The sequence below is a fragment of the Martelella limonii genome (assembly GCF_013344475.1).
Lineage (GTDB): Bacteria > Pseudomonadota > Alphaproteobacteria > Rhizobiales > Rhizobiaceae > Martelella > Martelella limonii.
Window position 1 is genome coordinate 1 of the sequence record NZ_JABUOU010000005.1, and the last position, 19,584, is coordinate 19,584.

At 61.7% G+C, this 19,584-nt stretch carries 14 protein-coding genes and 2 pseudogenes; 6 read left to right on the forward strand and 10 right to left on the reverse strand.

Annotated features, from left to right (window positions below; translation table 11 throughout):
- From HPQ62_RS12015 to HPQ62_RS12040, 6 genes and pseudogenes are all read right to left on the reverse strand, one after another.
- A partial coding sequence (locus HPQ62_RS12015; RefSeq protein WP_174802807.1) for a protein NO VEIN domain-containing protein occupies positions 1–739 on the reverse strand: 739 nt, incomplete at its 3' end.
- A gap of 45 nt (positions 740–784) precedes the next feature.
- Entirely contained in the window at positions 785–1,108 is a 324-nt protein-coding gene (locus HPQ62_RS12020) for a helix-turn-helix domain-containing protein (RefSeq protein ID WP_174802808.1), read from the reverse strand.
- Positions 1,098–1,458, reverse strand: a pseudogene (locus HPQ62_RS21235) (type II toxin-antitoxin system RelE/ParE family toxin). Before HPQ62_RS21235 ends, HPQ62_RS12020 begins: the two are co-directional and overlap by 11 nt.
- Positions 1,459–2,235: 777 nt before the next feature.
- Positions 2,236–2,436 (reverse strand): annotated as a pseudogene (locus HPQ62_RS21090) (transposase); the annotation flags it as partial.
- A 250-nt stretch (positions 2,437–2,686) separates the two neighbouring features.
- Positions 2,687–4,843: an acetate--CoA ligase family protein gene (locus tag HPQ62_RS12035; protein WP_174802810.1), complete on the reverse strand. Its 2,157-nt coding sequence runs from the start codon at positions 4,841–4,843 to the stop codon at positions 2,687–2,689.
- A 73-nt stretch (positions 4,844–4,916) separates the two neighbouring features.
- A complete protein-coding gene (locus HPQ62_RS12040) occupies positions 4,917–5,897 on the reverse strand; it encodes a Bug family tripartite tricarboxylate transporter substrate binding protein (protein WP_174802811.1) in 981 nt (326 codons plus the stop codon).
- Positions 5,898–6,151: 254 nt separating this feature from the next.
- Between HPQ62_RS12040 and HPQ62_RS12045 the strand changes: the two genes are divergently transcribed.
- From HPQ62_RS12045 to HPQ62_RS12070, 6 genes are read left to right on the forward strand one after another with little or no spacing between them, the layout of a single operon-like run.
- Positions 6,152–9,448: an acetyl-CoA carboxylase family protein gene (locus tag HPQ62_RS12045; protein WP_342343706.1), complete on the forward strand. Its 3,297-nt coding sequence runs from the start codon at positions 6,152–6,154 to the stop codon at positions 9,446–9,448.
- A 25-nt stretch (positions 9,449–9,473) separates the two neighbouring features.
- The gene (locus HPQ62_RS12050; RefSeq protein WP_174802812.1) at positions 9,474–9,920 is read left to right on the forward strand and encodes a tripartite tricarboxylate transporter TctB family protein; all 447 of its coding nucleotides are present in this window, start codon (positions 9,474–9,476) and stop codon (positions 9,918–9,920) included.
- 9 nt (positions 9,921–9,929) lie between these two features.
- On the forward strand, positions 9,930–11,471 hold the full coding sequence (locus HPQ62_RS12055; protein ID WP_194246340.1) for a tripartite tricarboxylate transporter permease: 1,542 nt from the start codon (positions 9,930–9,932) through the stop codon (positions 11,469–11,471).
- Positions 11,464–13,533 (forward strand): 3-hydroxyacyl-CoA dehydrogenase NAD-binding domain-containing protein, encoded by a 2,070-nt coding sequence (locus HPQ62_RS12060; RefSeq protein WP_174802814.1) that lies wholly within the window; start codon positions 11,464–11,466, stop codon positions 13,531–13,533. Before HPQ62_RS12055 ends, HPQ62_RS12060 begins: the two co-directional genes overlap by 8 nt.
- 5 nt (positions 13,534–13,538) lie before the next feature.
- Complete coding sequence (locus HPQ62_RS12065; RefSeq protein ID WP_174802815.1) at positions 13,539–14,705, forward strand: acetyl-CoA acetyltransferase; 1,167 nt, start codon at positions 13,539–13,541, stop codon at positions 14,703–14,705.
- Entirely contained in the window at positions 14,702–15,100 is a 399-nt protein-coding gene (locus tag HPQ62_RS12070; RefSeq protein ID WP_174802816.1) for a Zn-ribbon domain-containing OB-fold protein, read from the forward strand. The genes HPQ62_RS12065 and HPQ62_RS12070 overlap by 4 nt, the downstream gene beginning before the upstream one ends.
- A gap of 61 nt (positions 15,101–15,161) precedes the next feature.
- Here the strand turns inward: HPQ62_RS12070 and tcuB are convergent, their stop codons facing one another.
- Genes tcuB through HPQ62_RS12090 form a run of 4 tightly spaced genes read right to left on the reverse strand, consistent with a single transcriptional unit; the run spans position 15,162 to position 19,479 of the window.
- Entirely contained in the window at positions 15,162–16,262 is a 1,101-nt protein-coding gene (gene tcuB, locus HPQ62_RS12075; protein WP_174802817.1) for a tricarballylate utilization 4Fe-4S protein TcuB, read from the reverse strand.
- Positions 16,252–17,637, reverse strand: coding sequence for an FAD-dependent tricarballylate dehydrogenase TcuA (gene tcuA / locus HPQ62_RS12080; RefSeq protein ID WP_174802818.1), 1,386 nt, complete (start codon positions 17,635–17,637; stop codon positions 16,252–16,254). The genes tcuB and tcuA overlap by 11 nt, the downstream gene beginning before the upstream one ends.
- 4 nt (positions 17,638–17,641) lie before the next feature.
- Positions 17,642–18,523 (reverse strand): NAD(P)-dependent oxidoreductase, encoded by an 882-nt coding sequence (locus HPQ62_RS12085; RefSeq protein WP_174802819.1) that lies wholly within the window; start codon positions 18,521–18,523, stop codon positions 17,642–17,644.
- A complete protein-coding gene (locus tag HPQ62_RS12090) occupies positions 18,523–19,479 on the reverse strand; it encodes an SMP-30/gluconolactonase/LRE family protein (protein ID WP_174802820.1) in 957 nt (318 codons plus the stop codon). The genes HPQ62_RS12085 and HPQ62_RS12090 overlap by 1 nt, the downstream gene beginning before the upstream one ends.
- Between the last annotated feature and the right edge of the window lie 105 nt (positions 19,480–19,584).

Genomic DNA, 19,584 nt, shown 5'->3' on the forward strand with positions numbered 1-19,584 from the left:
AGTCGAACAGACGCACGAGGCTCCATTCATGGCGACGGGCGTCTGCGACCTCCAGCTCGTTTCTCGAGATATAGAAAGGCGTGCGCTCCCATCCATTCGTCGTTTTCACCTCGATCAGTCGTGGCAATCCATCGGGTGCGAAACTGGCAATATCATAGCCTGCGCCATCACCGTCTTCCTGGGACACCCAGCGGACCTTCGCCGCCAGATCTCTCCGCCCCGAGGCCGCAAGATGGGCGCGTTCGTGATGGAAAACGCGCTCTTCGCCGGCTTTGCCAAGCGACCGGTTTCGCTCATCCCTTCCCGCCACGTCAAATCTGCGCGCGATCGCTTCGATCTGTGACAGTTCGGCCGGAGGCGGCGCATTCTGCATCGTCGGCGGCACGCCGAAAAACAGGGGCGGGGCTTCAGCGAAACCTGGATGCATTTTCGCCGCGCTCGCCGTTTCGAACGACGGGTTCCTGGCAAGCCATCGCGAAACGGCCTCCGCCAGTGCCATCTGAAAATTGAACCTGGGTCGGTAACCGTTGACGTAGGGCAGACCGAACCCGATCAGCGCTGCCGAGATGTTGCAGTTCTTGAACTCGATCGAGCCTTTGGACCGGCCAAGGGACTGCTGCAGGCTTCGGTTGTTCATCGCCTTGTTATAGGCGCGACCCGCCAGCTCATCCTTCAGCATGTCGAAGTAGACGGCGACGATCGCGTCGTTTTCCGGATCGGACCAATGCTCAGCGTTCATAGCGCCAGGCTATGATGGCAAAATTGCTTTGTCACGGGAAACCCGTCAGCCGAGCATCTGCAGCCCATGCTTCTGTACCAGCGACAGGAGCTTGAGCGCCGGCCCGCTTGGCCGTTTGGCGCCGGTTTCCCATTTCTGCACCGTCGACGGGCTCGTGTTGAGATAACGCGCGAAGACCGGTTGGCTGACGTGATTGTGTTCGCGCAGAGCCTTGATCGCGTCAGGCGTCAGTTCCTGCGGGATTACAAGGCAGTCTTCATCGAATGTCCGCATTGTTTCCTTGTCGATGGTCCCGGCTGCATGCATACCTTCAACCGCACTATGGATCGCCTCGAAGGCGTCGCTCTTGAACCTGCGCTTAGTCGCCATGATCTATCTCCAGCAGGGCGCCGATCCCAAGTTCCGCCTCGAGGTCGGCAGTCGTCTTGCGACGGTAAAGCTCCGCGAGCTTCCGGAAGGCCGCAAGCTCGTCGTCGTCAATGTTCGCCCGGTCCTTCTTGGCGAAGAGATAGGCGAATACGTGAGAACTCACCGGCCTTTGCCAGAACGATGGACCGATGCATGTTTTCGTTGAGCCGCTTCTTGAAGACGCCGCCGCCGAGATCATCGGCTTGACCAAGGGCAACCTGATGGATTGCCTTCGACAGAGCCTTGTCGGATATCCGCGCCTTCTTTGCCGCTTTTGCGAACCACGCTGTTTTGAACACGCGTTCTGACATTTATCTATATAGCACTAAGTGCTATATTCCTCAAGGTTGAAAAGGGCGTTATGCCGCCTCCCATACCTGATTCAGAATCCGGGCGGCAAGTGCCGCCTTGTCCTGCGGCAGGAAGCGGCCATAGTGCTCTTGAACGACATCCGGCGTGTCCTGGATCGCGTAGCTTGCCTGTTCGTAAGACCCGGTCTGCTTGAGGATATGGGTTGCCAGAATGTCGCGAAGATTGTGAGGGCCGTGCGGCAGCAGACCCTTGATGGCGCCACGACCGGTATAGGGATTGTAGATCCCATAGCGTTGTATCACCGTGCGCCAGGCTTCATAGAACGTTGTGGAGCCGTATGCTGCCTGCTTGCTGGTCTCCTTCACCGTTTTGACGAACAGGGTACCGGGATCGTCTGCCGGTCCGAACAATACGCCGCGGTGACGATCGATATAGGCCTCGAGGTATTTGCAGAGATCGAGCAGGTCCGGCAGGATCAGGCGGAATGGCTTTTGCCCGAAGAAGGACGAACCGGAGTTCTTGAAGGCTACGGAGGGGATGAGCACTTCCCATCCGCGATCACGCTCGCTCCAGCGTAGCTCGCCGCATTTCATGTCTTCCAGCCGCCGTTCGGATGTCGGGAACTGGCCGCGCGGGCAGACGCGAAGCTGGCGAAGGTTCTTCTGCCGAAGCCCCAGATGCAGACCGAGCCGAAGCAGCAGGAACGACCGCACCGCCTCTGCCGCCGCGCGCGGATAGCGGTCTTCGTCCGGCATGCGATTCAATATCTCGTCGGTGATCTCGGCGCGTTCCGTCCGCATCTGGCCATTGCCGGGAAAGGCTGAAGCAGGGCCGGAGGAGAATTCTCGCATCCAACGCCGCAAAACGCTCTCCGCAACATCCAGGTCGCGAGCAGCCTGCCCAACCGCAACGCCCCTTACCGTCACCAGCCGCACCGCTTCCGTTTTGAATTCCCGGCTGAACTTACGTCTCGTCATTTCCATGCTCCAGTTTCTTGGTCACGATCTTATCTTCATGTCCACGAAACCAGCAGCAGCTCACATCTGCCGAAAGCTCTGACGCCTGCCGGAACGCAAGCTGGCACATAAGCTCGGCGGATGCGTGCGAAACGTTGAAGGATTGGAGTAAGCTCCAAGCGAAGATGGTTGTATTTCGGCGATCGGATAAAGCGTCCCGATCGCGTTGCGCAATTCCGGCGGCGCTGTCAGTCCCAAGCGAAAAGGTTGCTCAAGTCCGCTGCAGCACAATCAGAGCATCCGCCGCGACGATGTCGCTGCCATTGCAGATAACGGGATTAATATCCAGTTCCGCGATCTTGTCAGCGTGGTCGGTGGCAAATTCAGAGACGCGGACGATGATCCGCGCCAATGCATCGCGATCCACCCGCGGCATGTTGCGAAAGCCGTCGAGCAATGGCGCGGCGCGTAGTTTTGAAAGCATATCGAGCGCTTGGGACTGACTGACAGGGGCCGGCGCGGTAACACTATCGGCCATCAGCTCGACAAGCACGCCGCCGAGACCAACCAGGACGAGCGGTCCGAAGGCGGGGTCAATGCGCGCGCCAATGACGATCTCGAGGCCTTCGGGCACCATGCGCTGGATGATGACCCCATTGATTCGGGCATCAGGAGCGGCTTTGGCGACCGCGTCGATCATCCGCTCATAGGCGGAAACGGCAGCGTCGGGTGTTTCAAGGCCAAGGGCGATGCCGCCGACTTCGGTCTTGTGGGCGATGTCGGGGCTGTCGATCTTCATCACCAGCCGGCCGCCCATCTCGCTCGCGCAATGACGCACTGCCTCGCTGGTCGCCGCGCGTCGATCTTCGGTCACCGGCACGCCATAGGTTGCGAGCAGCGCCTTGGCCTCCCGTTCGGCAACTACGGCGCCGTCTGACTTCGACAGGACATCCGCCGCCCGGCTGCGGACACGCGCGTCTGTAAGGGGGATGGGGGGATCCTGTTCGATAGCAGCGCGGCGGCGATCCCAGTCGATCCATGTGGAGATCGCGCTGAAGCAGCCGTCCATCGAACGGAACATCGCCAGATTGCGGGCCGTTTCGATCTCGCTAGAGCCGGGGCCTTCGAGCCATCCGGAAAGCCAGACCATGGAGATGACCTTCCCGGCCTCGCCGGCCAGCCGGTCAAGCAGGGCAATGCGCGGATAGGCGGTGTCATAGGCGAGCGGATGCGGAATAACCAGCGCAGCGAAGTCATCTCTGGCGAGCACGGCCTCCACGCAGGCGGTAAGCGACTCGATATTGTTCACGACTTCCGCGGTCACATCGGCAGGATTCCGGACGCTGCCGAAGGCGGGGATATGCGCCCCGAGCGTTTCCAGCACGGAGCCGTCAGGCTGGGGTAGGGGAACGTGCTGGGCTTCGGCGGCGTCGGCCGCGAGAATAGCCGCGCCGCCGGAGGTGGCGATCACCATGGCGCCGTTGCCGCTAGGCTTCCCGGCCTTTGAGAGAAAGGTGGCGGTTTCGATCAACTCCTCGAACCGCTCGATCACGATGCCGCCCGCGCGTTCGATCATGGTTTTGTAGGCGGCATGCGAACCGGCGAGGCTGCCTGTGTGGGAGGCGGCCGCCTGCGCGCCATGGTCGCCGCGGGCCATCTTGCACAGAATGATCGGTTTGCCGGCAAGGGTTGCGCGACGCGCGACCTGCTCCAGGCGGCGCGGATCACGCAGCCCTTCCAGCAGACAGACGATCACCCGGCAATGCGGGTCGTCAACGAGGTAGTTGGCGCAATCCGCCAGATCGATATCGGCGGAATTTCCGCAGGACAGGACATGGCTGAAATAGACTTCGCGGTTCATCGATTGCGCCAGCGAAAGGCCAAGCGCGCCGGACTGGCTGACCAGGCCGATCGTGCGGCGCTCGGCCAAGCAATCGTAACCGCGTTCAAGGTCGAGACCGGTGAGGAATGTGGCGCCGGCGCGCGTTGCAAAATTCACAAAGCCGATCGTGTTCGGGCCGACCAGCGGCACGCCGCTCTCTTTCGCCCGCGCGGCAAGCCTGTCTTGAACTGCAGCTGTTTCACTGTCGCCGGTTTCGGCGAAGCCGGACGCAATCAGGACAACCCCGCCGGCGCCGAGCGCAACCGCCTCCTCGAAGATGGCCTCTACGGTTTTTAGGCCGCTGGCCACCAACACGCAATCGGGCACTTCTGGCAGGGCCGAAAGCGATGGTGCGCAGGGTTTCCCCTCAATCTCCTCATAGCGCGGGTTCACGAAGTATATCTTCCCCTCGAAACCAGCAAGATTTGTCATGAACCGGCCGCCGAAGGAGTTCGGATTGGCGGAAGCGCCTACAATTGCGATGGAGCGCGGGTTGAATAGCCTCGCCAGCTCATCTGCCGGACGCGGTGCGTGCATGCTCGTCATGGGATGTCCTGTGAAATGCGCGATCAGGTGCTGCCCGGCATGAGAGGAGAAGCATGCCGGGCAGGACGTCGTGTTACTGGGAGATCACGATGCCGGCAGCATCGATCGTCTCGGCCGCCGTGGCGGTTTCCTGTTCGATTTCAGCACGGAACTGTTCCGGCGTCGGCACGACCGGCCGCCCCTGAAGCTCGAGCTTGGCGCGGGTTGCCGGATCTTCAGTTGCGGCAACGATGGCCTCGTAGAATGTATCCACGATCTCTGGATCGGTGCCCGCGGGCATGAACACACCGGTCCAGAAGGTAACGTCGAACGCTTCAATGCCCGCTTCCATCATCGTCGGCGTATCGGGCAGGGCTGGCCAGCGCTCGGCGCCGGAAACCGCAAGGGCCGTCAATTTGCCGGCCTCGATCTGAGGCATGCCGGACGGGGTATCGAAGGCAAGGTCGATCTCGCCGCTCAGCAGGCCCACTTCCATGGGCGCCGCTCCCTTGTAGGGAATATGGGTCATTTCCACGTCGGTCTTCTGGGACAGAAGCTCCGTTGCGATATGGATGAGGTTGCCGATCCCGGCGGAACCATACGACAGATCGCCCGGGTTCGCGCGCGCAACCTCGATAAGCGAGGCGACATCCGTCACGTTTTCGGTTCGCTCGTTGTCGGGGTTGGTTACCAGAATGAACGGCGTGGCGACGACCTTGGTGATCGGGGCGAAGTCCTCAAGCGGCTGATACTGGATATCCTTGAACAGGGTCGGATTGACCGTGATCGAACTCGAGTTCGAGAAAAGGACGGTGTAGCCGTTCGGATCAGCCTGCGCGACTGCGGTTGCTGCCAGCATGCCGTTCGCGCCGGTGCGATTTTCAACGATCACGGGTTGGCCCAGCGATTTGGTCAAATTCTCCGATATGATCCGCGCCACGGTGTCGATCGAGCTTCCTGCGCTGAAGCCGACGATGATCTTGATCGGTTCGCTCGGATAGTCCGCTGCGCTTGCGAGTGGTCCCATGGCCAGACCCATAGCTACGCCCACCGCCAGCGATTTAGCATTGATCATTCTCTGTCCTCCCAAAGATTCGGCTGCCGTTCGGTCTGTTCAGCAGTCCATAAGTTCTATTTTTACGGAAGATTGTTATCTTGGCAAGCCTTTCTTGGTGGCCGGCGCCCTCGCCTGGTCCGCCGCAAGCGTGGGATTGTAAAAAAAGTCCTTGATTAATAATCAGAACATATGTTCTATCAAGAAGAACAGTCGAGGAGGGCTGACATGACCAAAAATACGTTCCCCTGGCCCGAAGAGCGGTGGGGCGCGCAGTGATCAGCGCATTTGCAGAGCATAAGCTTCTCATCGCCAATCGCGGTGAGATATCGATACGCATTGCCCGCGCTTGCGCAGAACTGGGCCTGACATCAGTCGCGATCTATCCCGATGACGATGTGTCTGGCCGTCATGTCGTGAGCGCGAGCGAGGCGCTGGAAATTCCCGGTCGTGGTCCGGCGGCCTATCTTGACATCGAGGCGGTGCTGACGGCAGCCAAATCGGCTGGCTGTTCAATGATACATCCTGGCTATGGGTTCCTGTCGGAAAACGCTGCCTTTGCGGCGCGATGCGCGGAACAAGGGATCCTCTTTATAGGGCCTGACGCCGACGCATTGACCACGCTTGGCGACAAGGCGCGCGCTCGCTCGCTCGCAAAGAAGCTCGGCGTTCCCGTTGTCGAGGGACTTGAGGAACTGACTTCAGATGCGGCGGCACAGGCGTTTTTCGAGGCGCAGCCTGCGGGCGCGGCAGTCATGGTGAAGGCTGTAGCGGGCGGCGGCGGGCGCGGCATCCGCATCGTGCGCGGCGTGGACGAACTGCCGGCTGCGATCGAAAGCTGCCGCAACGAGGCGCGCGCCGCCTTCGGCGATGACGCGCTTTATATCGAGCGGATGATCGAGCGTGCCCGGCATGTGGAAGTGCAGGTGCTGGGCGACGGACAGGGCGGCGTCATTCACCTCTGGAACCGGGAGTGCACGCTTCAACGGCGCAATCAGAAATTGATCGAAATCGCGCCAAGCCCGTGGATCGACGACGCGTTGCGCGATGCCATGCTTGCCGATGCGATCGCCCTTGCCGCCGATGTCGGCTATCGCGGTCTGGCGACGATGGAGTTTTTGGTCGACATCGATCGCGGCGATTATGCCTTTATCGAGGTCAACCCACGCGTTCAGGTCGAGCATACTGTCACCGAGGAGGTCACTGGCATTGATCTCGTCGCGACACAGATCAGGCTCTGCGCGGGAGAAACGCTTGCCGAACTGGGGCTTTCTCAGGAGAAGATACCGTCGCCCGCCGGCTTTGCTGTGCAGGCGCGCGTCAATGCCGAGATCATGGAGGCCGACGGCAGCGCGCGTATGGCGTCAGGCCGGATCACTGCCTACGAGGTGCCGACCGGGCCGCGTTTGCGCGTGGATGGCGCCGGCTATGCGGGGCTCACTCTGTCCCCTTATTATGATTCGCTGCTGGCGAAGGTCATTTTGCGCGGCGATGGCGGGTGGCCGAAACTGTGTGAAGGGCTTGATCGCGCGCTCTCGGAGTTTAGAATTGACGGCCCGGCGACAAATATCGGGTTCCTTCGAAAGCTGCTTGGCCGCGACGAAGTCAAGCGGGGCGAGATCACGACGCGCTTTGTCGATCAGCATATCAGCGCTCTTGTTGAGGCAGAGGCGCCGGCGCAGCGTTATGCCGCTGACGGAGGGTCGCAGGAGGCCGCTGCCGGCGGAGGCGCGGATATTGCCGAGGGCATGATGGCCGTTGCCGCGCCCATGAGTGGCGTGTTGATCAAGCTCCTCGTTTGCAAGGGCGATGCCGTGGCCGAGGGCGCGGCGGTCGCGATACTGGAGGCCATGAAGATGGAGCATGTGGTCAAGGCGGAAACCGCCGGCCATGTGCGCGCCATTGCCGAGGAAGGCTCTGTCGTGGGCGAGGGAGACGCGCTTGTCGTTCTCGAGCCCGCAGAAATCGCGGCCCGGGCGGACACCGAAGAAGACGTGTTCGACCCTGATCGTATTCGCCCCGATCTTGCCGAAGCGCTTGAAAGACGCAATGAAGGTCTCGATGCGGCCAGACCCGATGCGGTGGCGCGCCGACACGCTAAAGGCAAACGAACGGCGCGTGAAAATATCGCTGACCTCTGCGACCCAGACAGTTTCGTCGAATACGGCGCGCTTGGCGTTGCTGCCCAGCGCAGCCGTCACCCGGAGGAGCATCTGCGCAAGATCAGCCCGGCCGATGGTCTGGTCGCCGGACTTGGCAGCATAAACGGCGCGGAGTTCGGCCCGGACAAGGCCCGCGCAGCGGTGATGTCTTATGACTACACCGTCTTTGCCGGCACGCAGGGCAATATCGGCCACCGCAAGACCGACAGGCTTCTCAGGGTCGCGGAGCGCGCAAGCCTGCCTGTCGTTATCTATGCTGAAGGCGGCGGCGGCCGGCCCGGCGATACCGACAACCGACCCGGCGTGAACCTTGCCAATCCGACCTTCTGGCAGCTTGCGCGCATGTCGGGCGTCGCCCCGATGGTGGGCATTGTCTCAGGGCGTTGTTTCGCCGGAAACGCGGCCGTTCTCGGCGTTTGCGATGTCGTGATCGCAACCGAGGATGCCAATATCGGAATGGGCGGGCCCGCGATGATTGAGGGGGCCGGTCTCGGCGTGTTTCGCCCCGAGGATGTCGGGCCGACTTCAGTGCAGGGCCGCAACGGCGTCATCGACGTTCTCGTCGCTAATGAGACCGAGGCGACCAGGGCCGCGCGCAAATACCTGTCCTATTTCCAGGGCACGACCAGCGCGTGGAAAGCGCCCGATCAGAGAGCATTGCGTGGGTGTGTGCCGGAAGACCGCAAGCGCGCCTATGACGTTCGGCCCCTGATCGAAACGCTTGCCGACGAGGACAGCGTGCTGGAACTGCGGGCCGGCTTTGGACCGGCGCTGGTGACGGCGTTGATCCGCCTTGAGGGTCGCGCCTGCGGCGTGATGGCCAATGTTGCGGCGGTCAACGGCGGCGCGCTTGATCGCGATGAGGCCGACAAGGCCGCCCGCTTCATGCAATTGTGCGATGCCTACGATCTGCCGATCATAAGCCTGATCGACACGCCCGGCTTCATGGTCGGGCCGGATGCAGAAACGCGCGCGAACGTCCGCCATTTCAGCCGGATGTTTCTTGTCGGTGCGAGCCTCACCACGCCCTATCTCTCAGTGATCCTGCGCAAGGCCTACGGGCTGGGCGCGATGGCGATGGCTGGTGGAAGCTTCCATGAAAGTAGCCAGATGACGCTGAGTTGGCCTTCGGGCGAATTCGGTGCCATGGGACTTGAAGGCGCGGCGCGTCTGGGCTTTCGAAAGGAGCTAGAGGCGATCGAGGATCTGGACGCGCGTGAGGTGCGCTACCGCGAGATCGTCGACGGCATGTATGAGGCGGGCAAGGCGGTCAATATCGCGCCGTACCTGAGCATCGATTCCGTGATCGATCCGGCCGAGACCCGGGCCATGCTCGTTGCGGGACTTTCCGCAATCCCGCAGGCGCATCTTCCGAAGAGTTCAAAGCGACCGATGATAGACGCCTGGTAACGTTGAAATCGCAGGGGAGGGCGATATGGAATCCAGAGAAATAAATCGGGCCGAAACCTGTGCGGCCCTGGCGGTAATGGCCGTCGGTGCATTCCTCGCCTTTGAGGGCAGCGATTATCCGATGGGGTCGCTGCGCCGAATGGGCGCGGGATTCATGCCCGTCGCTATCGGGGTCATCCTGATGCTGTTTTCGGTGGGACTGCTGTTTGAGAACATGTTTGCGGAGCGCGAAGCGCTTCCGCTGCGGTTGCGCCCGATCCTCGCTGTCAGCGCTTCGATCCTGTTCTTCGCCGTCACCGTGCGCTCTGCGGGTCTGATCCCGTCGACGGTGGGAACGATCATGCTCGCCGCCATCGCGGATGCGCCGTTTCGTCCCCTGCGCGCCGCGATTACCGGCGTGGTGATCGGCGTACTTGGCTATCTGGTGTTCGTGTCGGGTCTCGGGCTGTCGCTCGACCCGTTCTGGTGGTGACGCGTGGACATGCTTTCCAATCTTGCAAACGGTTTCTCGGCGGCGCTGAGCCTACAAGCCCTGATGTTCTGCTTCATCGGCGTTTCGGTTGGCACCTTTGTCGGCGTTCTGCCGGGCATCGGTGCCCTTGCGGCAATCTCGATGCTACTGCCTTTGACATATTATCTCGACCCGATGGTCGGGCTGATCATGCTGGCGGGTATCTTCTACGGCGCGCAATATGGCAGTTCCACCGCAGCGATCCTCTTGAACATTCCCGGCACAGCAACGGCCGCGGTCACCTGCCTCGATGGCTATCCGATGGCAAAGAACGGCCGGGCGGGCGTTGCCCTGTTCATGACCTCGATCGCAAGCTTCGCCGGCGGCATCTTCGCAATCTGCATGCTGATGTTCTTCACGCCGGCGCTGGCAAGCCTTGCCCTGAGCTTCAATTCGGCGGAGTATTTTTCGGCAATGTTCCTTGGGCTGATTGCCGCCTCGACGCTGAGCGTCGGCTCGCCTCTCAAGGGTATGGCCATGGTCGTTCTTGGCCTCGCCCTCGCCATCCCCGGCACGGATATCAATTCCGGCCTGATGCGCTTTACCTATGGTCATTACGAGATGGCGGAAGGGTTTCAGCTTGTTGCAATTGCCATGGGCCTGTTCGGGATATCGGAGATCCTGACGATGCTGGTGCGGCGCGAGACGCCGCGCGTGCTGGCGCGTGACATCACCTTCCGCTCCATGCTGCCGACGCGCGATGACTGGAGCCGGTTTTCATGGCCCGCCGCGCGCGGTGCGGTGATCGGCTCGATTGTCGGCGCGCTGCCTGGTTCCGGCCCCTCGATGGCGACCTTCGTTTCCTACGCTGTCGAGCGCCGGGTGGCCAAAGACCCTTCCCGCTTTGGCAAAGGCGCTGTCGAAGGGATCGTAGCACCGGAATCGGCAAATAACGCATCGGTCCAGGCGGCGTTCATTCCGACATTGAGCCTCGGTGTGCCCGGCGATGCGGTGATGGCGATCCTGCTTGGTGCGCTGATGATCCATGGCATCATCCCGGGACCGGAATTCATCCAGCAGCAGCCGACCCTGTTCTGGGGGCTGGTGGCCAGTTTCTGGATCGGCAATGTCGTTCTGCTGATCCTGAACGTGCCGCTGATCGGGCTTTGGGTGCGGCTGCTGACGGTGCCATACCGGGTGCTCTATCCGACCATGCTGTTCCTGATCTGCATCGGCGTCTATTCGGTGCGCTCCAACGGTTTCGATGTCGGCGTTGCCCTGGCGTTCGGCCTGCTCGGCATGTTGATGAACCTGTTGCGCTATCCGACCGCGCCGGTACTGCTCGGCTTCATCCTCGGGCCGCTCATCGAAGAGCATTTCAAGCGCGCGTTGCTGGTGTCGCGCGGGGACATGATGATCTTCATCGACCGGCCAATCAGCGCCGGCCTGCTCGGCGTCGCGGGCCTGCTGCTCCTTCTGTCGATCTGGCAAACGATGCACACGCGGCGCAAGGCGCGTCGCGAAGCAGCTGCAGGTGAAACGGCTGCGACCCAGGAGTTACTTGATGAATAGTACCACCGTTACTTTAACGCGAGACGGCGAAGTCGCCGTTCTCGTGATCGACAATCCTCCGGTCAATGCGCTGAGCGAGCATATGCGTGTTGCCCTCAAGGATTGCCTGGACCGTGCGGATAGCGACGACACCATCCGCGCCGTGGTGCTGGCCGGCGAGGGACGCACGCTTTGCGCTGGTGCCGATATTCGACAATTCGGCGCCCCGCCGAAGGGTCCCTTGTCGCCCGACATTTTCATGCAGATCGCCGCTATGAAAAAGCCCGTGGTTGCCGCAATCCATGGCCCGACGCTCGGCGGCGGTTTCGAAATGACGCTTGCCTGTCACGCACGCGTGGCTTCTCCGGACGCGGAGATGGGCCTGCCGGAACTCAAGCTTGGTCTGATACCAGGCGCGGGCGGCACCTACCGTCTGCCGCGTCTGATCGGCGCTGTCCCCGCGCTGGACCTTATAGCGTCATCGCAGCGACTGAGCGCCGCTGAGGCGCTGGAACTCGGCGTCATCGATGCCGTCGCCGAAGACGTCCGCGCCAAGGCTGTCGATCTGGCCCGCGAACTGGCTGATCGAGAGCAGGCGAGATCGGGAGCTGGTCTGGGCGCATGGGCGGATTTCGATGCCGCCGCGAAGAAGCGGCTTCGCCGCGCGCGCGGTGCCCAGGCCCCGCGCGTCCTCGTGAAGGCAATCGGCAATGCCTTCGATATGGAAGATACTGAAGCGCAGCGCGCCGAGCAGGCGATGTTCCAGGAACTGCGCACCGGCCCGCAATCGGCGGCAATGCGGCATCTCTTCTTTGCTGAACGTGCGGCCGGACGTCTGGCCGATGGTCTGGCGGGCACCGCCCGTCCGCTTCGCCGTGCCGCTGTCATCGGGGCGGGAACGATGGGCGGAGGCATCGCCATGTGCTTTGCCGATGCCGGTCTGCCGGTGACATTGATTGATGCCAGTGCTGACGGGCTTGAAGCGGGGTTGGCGCGCATCCGCAAGAACTACGAGATCTCGGTGTCCCGCGGCCGGATCGATGCGGCAGAGCTGGAACAACGGATGGCGCTGATCACCCCGGCGACGGCGCTTTCCGCCGCATCCGGCGCGGATATCGCGATCGAGGCGGTCTTCGAGGACATGGCGCTCAAGCGCAAGCTCTTTGCCGAACTGGATCAGCTTTTGCCTCATCATACGGTGCTCGCCACCAACACATCCTCGCTCGATATCGACGAGATGGCGGCGGCAACGAAGCGGCCGTCCCAGGTGGTCGGTCTGCATTTCTTCTCACCCGCGAACGTGATGAAGCTTCTGGAGATCGTCCGCGGCGCTGAGACAGACGGCGACACGCTTGCGACCGCACTGATGCTTTCGAAATGTCTTGGAAAACAGCCTGCGATCGTGGGCAATTGTCCCGGTTTTGTCGGAAACCGCATTCTGCGGCAACGTCACCACCAGGCGGAACTGCTTCTCGAACAGGGCGCAAGTCCGCAGGATGTCGATCGCGCGGTCACGGATTTCGGGATGGCGATGGGACCGTTCCAGATGAACGATCTGGCCGGGCTGGATGTTTCCGCGCTGGTGCGCAAGAGCCAGGGCTATCAGCTACCGGTCGCCGATGCGCTTTGCGCGATGGGCCGCCTCGGTCAAAAGACCGGCAAGGGCTATTATCGCTATGAAGACGGACGCACGCCGATCCCGGATCCGGCGGTCGATGCCGTGATTGCAAACGTTGCGGAAAGGCTTGGCGTGCGTCAGCGCAGCTTCAGCCAGGACGAAATTCGCGAGCGCCTGTTCTATCCGATGGTCAACGAAGGCGCGCGTATTCTTGAAGAGGGCATTGCCGGCCGCTCTTCGGATATCGACGTCATCTATGTGCATGGCTACGGTTTTCCGGCCTGGCGCGGCGGGTTGATGTACTGGGCCGACGCCGAGGGGCTCGGCCGGATCGTTGCCGCGCTCAAGGGTTTTGCGGATGAAACCGGCGAAAGCCGCCTGGAGCCTGCGCCATTGCTGCGGCGACTGGCAGAGGCCGGAGAGAGCTTCGCCGACCTTCAATCGAACGGAAAAACGGAGGGCTGACCAAGGTGAAAGCCAATTTCAGAGATGCGGTGGCGATTGCGGGGGTCGCCGAAAGCGAAGTCGGCATATTGCCGCATCGCACCGAAATGCAATTGCATGCACAGGCAGCCAAACGGGCTCTGGACGATGCCGGCATCGCTCTGGCTGAAGTTGACGGCGTTTTGTCGATCGGCTCCTCACGGGGCACGCGCATGCCGTCTGTTCAGGTCGCGGAATATCTCGGTATCATGCCGAGCTACAGCGACTCCACCTCGTTGGGCGGTTGCTCATTCGAGGCCTATGTGCAGCATGCAGCACTCGCGATTGATGCGGGGCTTTGCAACACCTGCCTGATTACCTACGGCTCGACCCAGCGCAGCGGCGGCGCCGGATTTGGCGGCGGCACTGATCCGTGGCTTGCCGCCTCGCAGTTCGAGACACCCTTCGGGCTGCCGATGATGACGGGTGCCTATGCGCTTGCGGCTTCGCGGCACATGCATCTTTACGGCACAACGCGCGCGCAACTGGCCGAGATCGCCGTGGCAGCGCGCAAATGGGCGCAACTGAACCCCGCCGCGCCGCGGCACGAGGACCTCACCGTCGAGGACGTTCTGTCCGCCCCGCTGATCGCGAGCCCTCTCGGCAAGTTCGATTGCTGCCTCGTGACCGATGGCGGCGGCGCGGTTGTCGTCACGCGGGCCGACCGGGCGCGCGATGCCCGAAAGCCGCCAGTCTGGCTGTGGGGGTCGGCGGAGACCCATACCCATTCATCCATCGCCAATATGCCCGATCTTACTGTAACGCCCGCTGCCCGCACGGGGCCGGCCGCGTTGAAAAGCGCGGGGCTCAAGCCCAGCGACATGGATCTGGCCATGATCTATGACAGCTTCACCATCACAGCCTTGATGACGCTCGAGGATCTCGGCTTTTGCGCCAAGGGCGAAGGTGGGGATTTCGTGTCGGGCGGGCGCATAGCGCCGAAGGGCGATTTCCCGATGAATACGCAAGGCGGCGGCCTCAGCTATACCCATCCCGGCATGTACGGCATATTCCTGATCGTCGAGGCCGTCCGGCAGCTTCGGGGCGAGGCGGATGCGCGTCAGGTGAGCGCCGATCTGGCGCTTGTGCACGGAACCGGCGGGGCGCTCTCTGCCGGGTCGACCTTAATCCTTGGAAAGGAGCCGCGTCGATGAGCAGCAAGCCAGTCCCCACCCCCGACGCCGAAACCGCTCCCTTCTGGGACGCGGCCGCCAAGGGCGTTCTGAAAATCCAGAAATGCGCCGGATGCAACGAGCACGTCTTCTATCCGCGCCTGATCTGTCCGCATTGCATGTCGGACGAACTTGACTGGGTCTGCGTTTCCGGTCGTGCGCGCATTCATGCATTGACCGTCGTCCATCGCTCGACCGCGCCATTTCGCGACGACCTGCCGTTCGCGGTTGCCATCGTGGAGCTGGAGGAGGGCCCCCGCATGATGACGCGGGTGCTGACAGATGCGCCGGAGGCCTTGCGGATCGATGATCCGGTCAAGGTGCACTTCGCACAGCAGGCAGACGGCCCGCCCTTGCCGTTCTTTCAGCCGGAATAGTCTTCCTTGAGAAGGAAATTCAGCAGGGACGGGCTTTGCCCGCCCCTGTTTTTTGTTGTCTTCAGCCGAGACCGATTTCCCGCTTGTCGCGCGCGAAGCGCGAAAGCGCGAGATAGCGGTAGAGCCCGTGGACGAATTTGCCATAGGGCATTGTCAGGAAGAAGGTCAGCACCGCACCGAGATGAAGGGCCAGTAGCACGCCGAGAAGTGGCGTTTCTCCAAGGAACCTGAGCGCGAGCCCTGTTGCGCCGGTCACTAGGAGGATGACGATGAAGCCGTATTCCATGCTCTTGAAGCCGGGCGTGCGCAGTGCCTCCAGCCGGGTCAGCTTGGCATGGATCAGGCCGATCGGCCCGATCATCAGGCCAATGCCGCCGGCAATGCCGAGCAGGGCAGGGATGTCGTACCAGACATAGGGCGCCTCGCGGCCCAGCAGGTAATGATAGAGCGTCGCTAGCGAGGTAGAGGCAAAACACAGCAGGAAGCCGTAAAAAGTGAAATGATGCCAGAGCCTGCGGCGATCGGTTGGTTGGTCGTCCTCGTTGAAGCAGCCCTGTCCGCCGCCATCGAGATATGTGAGCCTTGCCGCGTTCACAGACGCTTCCAGATGATCACCGGCATGAAGTTCAGGCGCTCCGGCATCGCGCCAGAAGGCCCGCGCGCCCATGAAGACTGCGAACAGCATGTACACGAAGGCCGCGCCGAACAGCGCGACCATCGCATTATGCGGCATCAGCGCATAAAAGCGACTGTCTTCCAGATGGGCCGTCCACAGTGCGCCCGGATTGTTGGCGGCGACGAAGCCGAGGAGGAACAAGGCAAAGCTCAGCGTAAGCCCCAACGCCAGCGCCAGTCCATGGCGCTCAAACAGCGGTCGGGCTGCGGGTGGCCAAGCGTAATGGGCATAGCTTTCGGTGCGCACCTGCGCCAGCACCTTCGGAACATTGACATCGAATTCGTGCGGCGGAGAGAACTGGCAATCATGAAAGCAGGCGCCGCAGCCATGGCACAGATTGGCCAGATGGTTGAGGTCGCCATCACTGAAGGCGCGCTTCATTTCCATCGCCGGAAAAACCGCACATAGCCCCTCGCAATAGCGGCAGGAATTGCAGACGGTCATCAGCCTGTCGGCTTCAGTGAGCGCAGGGGTTTCATGCGACATGTGATGCGGCCTCCTCGCCCGCAATGCGTCCGAAGACCGAGCCGATGGTCATGCCAATACCTGCGGCATAGCCCTGGCCGAGCACATTGCCCGCCATGATTTCGCCGGCGGCAAACAGGTTGTCGGAAGGCACGCCATCGGCCATCAGCATGCGCGCGTCATGGCCAACCTTCACGCCGAGATAGGTGAAGGTAATGCCCGGGCGCACCGGATAGGCATAATAGGGCGGGGTCTCGATCCGCTGCGCCCAGTTGGTCTTGTTGATCGCCAGCCCTTGGGTGGTATTGCCATCCTTGGCGTTGGTATCAAAGGGTTTGCCGCCGACGACGGCGCTGTTGAAATCGGTGATGGTCCGCTCGAAGACATCCGGATCGAGCTCAAGCTTCGAGGCCAGTTCCCGAAGTGTCGGCGCTGAAATCGGCGGATAGAGCGAAGGCATGAACCTTGGGATGTTCGGCGCATCGAAGATGATGAACGCCTTCTGGTCTGGCTGGTTGGCCACCAATCGGCCCCAGATCGCGTAGCGCTTCGGCCAGATATCCTCGCCCTCGTCGTAGAAGCGCTCGGCGGCCGTGTTGACCACGACCCCGAGCACCACGCAATCGAGCCGGGTGATGATGCCGCCATCATAGCGAGGCGCGCGCGCATCAATGGCAACGGCATGGCACTGGCTGGCATCGCCGATCTGCATCACCCCGTTGTCGATCAGCATCCGCGTGACCGTGCCGCGATTATAGGGCGTGCCGCGAATGAGAAAATTCTCTGCCTTTTCGCCCCAGCCCTGCTTGAGCCAGTCGATATCGGCCTGAAACCCGCCACAGGCTGCAATGAAGGCTTGAGCGCCAATGGTTTCTTCGCCATCGGGGGTGCGAACGGTTGCCGCATGAAAGCGCCGGTCGCGGATGTCGAGAGCGATGACCTCGTGCTCGTACCGGATCTCGACGCCCAGACCTTCGGCAGTGCGATAGAGCGCATTCAGCATCGACCGGCCGCCGCCCAGAAAGAACGAATTGGTGCGCCCAAGGCTGATGGTTCCGCCAAGTGATGGCTGGAACCGGACGCCCTGCTGCTGGATCCAGTCGAGCATGGGCTTCGACTTTGCGATCATCATCCGTGACAACGCTTCATCGGTGTTGCCATCGGTCACCCGCATCAGGTCTTCGAAGAATTCGTCTTCGGTATAGGGGCCCGTCAGCGTGCTGGTCGCCTCGTCATGGGCGCAGCGCATGTTTCGGGTGTGGCGCGTGTTGCCGCCACGGTAAAATTTCGGGGCGGCCTCCACCACCAGCACGCGGCGGCCTTGCCTTGCCGCAGCGATAGCCGCACAAAGCGCAGCATTGCCGCCGCCCACGACAAGGATATCCCAGTCTTCCATCGTCTCAGACCTTGTCCGTCAGGCGCGAAAGGACGGGGAAATATTCCTGCGCGAAACCGGCGTCGCGGGCCTTTTCCATCCGCGTCTGCGCCAGTTCCGCGCCATGGGCCCGAAAGCCGGTTAACGCGGCGAGATCGAGTGCGTAGCTGACGTCCTTCAAAGCATAGTCGGTCGGGAATGCGCCCTTGGGAAAGGCGTCCTTCAGCATCGCCTTCATGCCGTGATTGCGCAGAGCAAAACTGTCCGCGGAGCCTTTTGACATGGTGTCGAACAGAAGGTCCGGATCGACACCGGCGGCCTTTCCGAGGGAGAGCGCTTCGGAAAGGGCGACGACGGTTTCGAACAGTACCATGTTGTTGAGGATCTTCACCACCTGCCCGCAGCCCACGGGGCCGCAATGGGTGATGTCGGTGGCGGCGTGGGCGAGAAGCGGGCGTATTCTCTCGAACACAGCGTCGCTGCCGCCGACCATGATCGAAAGCGTTCCGTCTACCGCCGCCTGGCGCGTGCGGGCGACCGGCGCATCGGCGAAATCAATCCCGCGCTCGGCAAGCTTGCTGTCGATCGTTCGTGTCAGGCTCACCGGCGCGGTCGACATGTCAACGACCGTCAGACCCTTTCGGCCGTTTGCCAGAACACCGTCCTTGCCCAGAATGACCGATTCGACCTGCGGGCCGCCGGGAAGAGAGAGAAACAGGATATCCACTTCGCGGGCCAGTGCCGCCACGCTTTCCGACTTTTTGGCGCCAAGTGCGACAAGCCTTTCAACAGGCTCGGCGGAGAGGTCGAAGACTTGGACCTCCGCGCCGGATTTTTGAAGCATGTTGCGGCAGATGGGTTCACCCATCACGCCGAGCCCGGCGAAGCCGATCAGGGGCGCAGTCATTATCGGGATCCTTGTCTTGTCGGTATTGAAATGATCGATGTTCCGCAAAGCGAACCGAGATAGGCGGTGTCGCCATCGGCGGAAAAATCGATGCTGGCAATATTGCCGAGACGGCTGTTGCCGGCCTCGTAGAAGTGTTCGCGGCCCATCCGGCCTTCCGAAAGCGCGGTCTCGACGGTATCGACCCAATCCGCATCGCAGTCTTCGAGAACAAGCGTCTTCTGCCCATCCGGCGCGATCTTCCAAAGGCGGTTGCTGACGATGCATGTGACCCAGAGATTGCCTGCCGAATCGAAGCGGATGCCATCGGGAAAATCGCCGCGTCCGAACGTGGCGAAGGTTCTGCGGTTGCTCAGCCCGTCAGGCCCGAGATCGAATTGCGTAATCGTCCGGGAGAAGGTTTCCGACACCATCAGGCCGCTGCCGTCGGGCGTCAGCCGGCATTCATTGGAAAAACAGATATCGTCGGCGAGAATTCGGGCGCCGTGTTCGTCTTTGATGATGACGAGTCCGTCGCGCACCTTGTCGGTATAGGCGGCGAAGCGCGGGCGGCTGACCGTACTGACGGTGATGAAGCATCGGCCCTTTTCGTCCGTCATCACAAAATTTGCGGCCGCGAGAAAAACACCATCGACCTCCGTCAGATATGGGGTCAATTCGCCATTATCGGACAGCTTCCAGATGCCGCCGCCCTCGCCGATATTGGCGATCAGGAAACTGCCATCTGACTGGGGAGCAATGCCGTTGGGAATCAGCTCCTCGCCGCCAGCCAGCGCAGGCTCGGGACCGCGCGTGGCGACCTGTCCATCCGGGTTGATGAAGCTGACGCCCCTGCCGCGATGCGAAACAGCAAGGCGTCCATCATCAAGCATGTGAACCGATTCCGGACGGTTGAGCCCGCTGCCGATATGGCGGACGTCATTGAAGGTCAGTTGCGGCGAATAGGCAGGGTCCATTGTTATCTCCTCTTTCTCAATAAAATAGACCGAAAGTTCTGTCCAGCGCAACAAAAATGTCTTGACAATCGGTCTCTCTAATGGACTTATCGGTCTGTCCAGTGG